The sequence below is a fragment of the Nocardia aurea genome (genome assembly GCF_003123685.1).
GTDB classification, from domain to species: domain Bacteria; phylum Actinomycetota; class Actinomycetes; order Mycobacteriales; family Mycobacteriaceae; genus Nocardia; species Nocardia aurea.
On the sequence record NZ_QCYJ01000104.1, the window covers coordinates 1 to 4,153 of the forward strand.

Consider the following 4,153-nt stretch of genomic DNA (forward strand, 5'->3'; position numbering starts at 1 on the left):
GGGGAAGGTTTTCCGCTGGGCCAAAAGCTGGTCTGCAATTCCGCGAGCGACCGCCGGCGACCGCCTACGCCGCGGGGGTGGCGCCCATCTTGCTGAGGAGGTGGAACAGCAGGAGGAGCTGGACGAGCCGGAGGGGCTCGTCCCTGCGGTCGTCGAGCAGGCCGAGGCATTCGGGCAGCGTGCCCGGGGCGCCGAGCTCGTCCCAGATCGCCTTGGCCACGGCGTCGCCGTCGGACGGGCGCAGGTCCCGGTCGATGCGCAGGGCGTCGACCGGGATCCCCTCCGGGTCGCGGGTGAGCGAGACGGCGACGCCCCTGACGCCCGTGTCTGCGAGTATCCCCACGAAGTTGGGGTGCCTGATCGTGGGCCGCAGCAGCACGGACGCCCCCGTCAGGCCGAAGGCGATGACGATGTCGGCGACCCTCCGCTGCGGCCTGATGAACTGCTCCGCCTCCGTTTCCCGCCGCCGCAGCTCGGCGAGCACCTGCTGCGGGGTGTAGCCGCGCTTGGCGGTGTCCCTGGCGATCTTCCAGTCGCGACGCACGCTCTCGGGGGGCGCGAGGAAGACTGTCACGTCGAAGCAGGCCCGCAGCAGCCGCGTGTAGAGCGGGAGCAACCCCTCCACGATCACGAGGGGGTGCGGCTCGATCAGTTCGGGCCGGGTGAGCTCGCCGTTGCGGTGGTCGTAGACCGGTTTGAGTATGGGCTGGCCGAGCGCCAGCAGCTGTAAGTGCTGCTCCATGATCTGGACGTGGTTGCACAGGGGATGGAGGGGCGTGAACGGCAGCGAGCGCCGTTCCGTCCGGTCGTAGCGGTGGTAGTCGTCGACGCACAGGGAGACGCTGCGTTCCCTGCCGAGGGCGGCGACCAGGCCACGCGTGAGCGTGGTCTTCCCGGCGGCGCTGTCACCGGCGATGGCGATCATGATGGGCCGCATGGCCTCGTCCGCGCGCCTGATTCGCATCAGCTTGTCGGGCATTACCTGACAGTAACTTCGCGGCGGGGCGCCGTCTTCCCCGCGATGCGTGAAAGAAGCCGCGAAATTCAGTGCTTTCTTGACGCTTCCGTGAATTCTCCGCACATGATGACGTACCGAACGAACAGCGCGGCGGTCGCGGGCAGCCTGCCCGGGTGCGCCACCAGGTGCCAGTCCCTGCGCAACGGCGTCTGCGGGGTGCCGAGCACGGCCATCGTGGCCGACGCCAGGTCGCGGGCGACCGCGTCGCGCGACATGAGGCTCACGCCCAGCCCCGCGATCACGCCCTCGCGGACGGCGGCGCCGGAGCCGATCGTCAGCGTCGGCGGCGAGATGCCCAGCTCGTCGAGGAGCACCTCCGCCGTGGCACGGGTGCCCGAGCCCGGCTCGCGCAGCAGCCACGTCTGCTCGGCCAGCCATCCCCGTCGCTCCTCCCACGGCGCCGCCGTCCGCGGAGGCGGGGCCGCCCCGCCTCCGGGCGCCACCACGACGAGTTCGTTCGGCCGGACCGCCAGCACGGCCCGGCCGCGCGGCGGCCTGCCCCCGATGACGACGTCGACGTGCCGGTCGTCGAGAAGGCGGTGCACGTGCGCCCGGTTGCCGATCCGCAGGCCGATCCGGGCGCGCGGGTGTGCCTGGCGGAAGCCGTGCAGGAACCGCGGGACGAGCTGCTCCCCCGCCGAGGTGACGGCCGCGATCCGCAGCTCGCCGCCCTCCGGGTCGGCCTCGCCCGCGGCGGCGGCGCGTCCCGCCTCCAGCAGCCCGAGGGCCTGCCGCACGTACCCGGCGTAGACCTCGCCGGCCTCGGTGAGCTCCAGCCCGCGGCCCGCCGGCCGTACCAGGCGCAGGCCCAGCGACCGCTGGAGGGCGACCAGCGACGCCGACACGGCCGACTCCGTCACGACCAGCCGCCGCGCGGCGCCTTTCACCGAGCCCGTCTCCACGACGGCGAGGAACGTACGCAGGCGAGTCAACGTCATGCTTGATAGTCACCGGCCAACCGTCAATAGACAACTGGACGGTCGGCGGTGACGGTGAAGGCATGGACCGTTTGAGTTCGGGAGTCATCCCCTACGCCAAGCTCGGTTACCACGATCCGGACTACGAGCCGAAGGACACCGACGTGCTCTGCGCGTTCCGGGTCACCCCTCAGCCGGGGGTCGCGCCGGAGGAGGCCGCCGCCGCGGTGGCGGGCGAGTCGTCCACGGCGACCTGGACGGTCGTGTGGACCGACCGGCTGACCGCGTACGACCACTACCAGGCCAAGGCGTACCGGGTGGAGGAGGTGCGGCCCGGCGAGTACATCGCGTACATCGCCTACGACATCGACCTGTTCGAGGAGGGGTCCATCCCCAACGTGGCGTCCTCGATCATCGGCAACGTCTTCGGGTTCAAGGCGGTGAAGGCGCTGCGCCTCGAGGACATGCGCATCCCGCTGGCGTACGCCAAGACCTTCCAGGGGCCGGCGCACGGGATCGTGATGGAGCGCGAACTGCTCGGCAAGTACGGCAGGCCGCTGCTGGGGGCGACCGTCAAGCCGAAGCTGGGGCTGTCGGCCCGCAACTACGGCCGCGTGGTGTTCGACGCGCTCAGGGGCGGGCTCGACTTCACCAAGGACGACGAGAACATCAACTCCCAGCCGTTCATGCGCTGGCGGGACCGGTTCCAGTTCGTCATGGAGGCGGTCAACCGGGCGAGCGAGCGGACCGGCGAGATCAAGGGCCACTACCTCAACTGCACCGCCGCCACCATGGAGCAGATGTACGAGCGGGCCGACTACGCCAAGCGGCTCGGCAGCCCGATCATCATGATCGACCTCACGGTCGGGTTCACCGCGATGGGGTCCATGGCCAGGTGGGCCAGGGACAACGGCGTGCTGCTGCACCTGCACCGCGCCGGCCACTCCACCTACACCCGGCAGAAGAACCACGGCGTCAGCTTCCGCGTCATCGCCAAGTGGTCGCGGCTGCTCGGGGTGGACCACATCCACGCGGGGACCATCGTCGGCAAGCTGGAGGGCGACGCCGCGACGACGAAGGGCTACTACGACACCTGCCGCGACCCCCGCACCCCGGCCTCGGCCGCGTACGGCCTCTACTTCGACCAGGACTGGGGGTCCATACCCGGGGTCATGCCCGTCGCGTCCGGCGGCATCCACGCCGCGCAGATGCACTCCCTCGTCCACCACCTCGGTGAGGACGTCGTCCTGCAGTTCGGCGGCGGCACGATCGGGCACCCGATGGGCGTCGCGGCCGGCGCGACCGGCAACCGGGTGGCGCTGGAGGCCGTGATCCAGGCCCGCAACGAGGGCCGCGACCTGGTGGCGGAGGGCCCGGCCGTGCTGAAGGCGGCGGCCAGGCACTCCCCCGAGCTCGCCGCCGCCCTCACGACGTGGGGCGACGTCGAGTTCGCCTTCGAGTCCACCGACCGGCCCGACGGAGCACCCGAATGAGAGTGACGCAGGGAACCTTCTCCTACCTTCCGGACCTGACCGACAACGAGATCCTCGCCCAGATCGAGTACGCCGCCGACCAGGGCTGGGCCGTGGGCGTGGAGCACACGGACGACCCCCACCCGCGCAACGTCTACTGGGACATGTGGGGGCTTCCGCTGTTCGACCTGGTGGAGCCGGGCCTGGCGCTGGACAGGGTCAACGCCTGCCGGGCCGCGAACCCCGCCAGCTATGTCCGCGTCACCGCCTACGACGCGTCGCTCGGCCGCCAGACGACGGCGCTGTCCTTCATCGTCCAGCGCCCCGCCGTCGAGCCGTCCTTCGTTCTCGACCGCACCGACGAGGGCGGCTTCACGCTGCGCCTCTGACAGATCCGCGCCGGATCCACGAGCGGTGCGCCGCCAGGGCTGGGGCCGACCCCCTGGCGACGCACCTCCCATCGGAGCGCCGGAACGCGGCGCTCCCGCGGCGCGCCCGCGCTGCGCCCCGGGCTACCGGAGCGCGGCGTCGAGCGCGTCGGTCAGGAGGCCGGGGTCGCCGGACATCTCCCACATCATCGCGCCGAGCAGGCCCTTGCTCTTGAGCCACGCGGTCTTCTTGCCGATCGACCACGTGTCGTCGAAGGACCACCACTGCCCGTTGGGACCGGTGTAGCAGAAGGTGGCGACCGCCTGCTCGTCATGCCGTACCGTGCAGCCGGGCACGCTGGAGACCAGGTTGCCGTA

5 protein-coding genes are annotated in these 4,153 nt (G+C 71.2%); 2 read left to right on the plus strand and 3 right to left on the minus strand.

Annotated elements, in window-relative coordinates; all coding sequences use genetic code 11:
• Positions 1-64 precede the first annotated feature (64 nt).
• Both DAT37_RS25455 and DAT37_RS25460 read right to left on the minus strand, forming a co-directional pair.
• The gene (locus DAT37_RS25455) at positions 65-979 is read right to left on the minus strand and encodes a phosphoribulokinase (RefSeq protein ID WP_109527409.1); all 915 of its coding nucleotides are present in this window, start codon (positions 977-979) and stop codon (positions 65-67) included.
• A gap of 65 nt (positions 980-1,044) precedes the next feature.
• Complete coding sequence (locus DAT37_RS25460; RefSeq protein WP_109527410.1) at positions 1,045-1,956, minus strand: LysR substrate-binding domain-containing protein; 912 nt, start codon at positions 1,954-1,956, stop codon at positions 1,045-1,047.
• A 62-nt stretch (positions 1,957-2,018) separates the two neighbouring features.
• Here DAT37_RS25460 and DAT37_RS25465 point away from each other — a divergent pair, with 62 nt between their 5' ends.
• Complete coding sequence (locus DAT37_RS25465; protein ID WP_109527411.1) at positions 2,019-3,428, plus strand: ribulose-bisphosphate carboxylase large subunit; 1,410 nt, start codon at positions 2,019-2,021, stop codon at positions 3,426-3,428.
• Positions 3,425-3,796, plus strand: a complete 372-nt coding sequence (locus DAT37_RS25470) for a ribulose bisphosphate carboxylase small subunit (RefSeq protein WP_109527412.1) — start codon at positions 3,425-3,427, stop codon at positions 3,794-3,796. Before DAT37_RS25465 ends, DAT37_RS25470 begins: the two co-directional genes overlap by 4 nt.
• 123 nt (positions 3,797-3,919) lie before the next feature.
• On the opposite strand, the gene DAT37_RS25475 is transcribed toward DAT37_RS25470, so the two are convergent.
• Positions 3,920-4,153: glycosyl hydrolase family 18 protein (locus DAT37_RS25475; protein WP_232839987.1), on the minus strand; the 234-nt coding region annotated here is incomplete at its 5' end.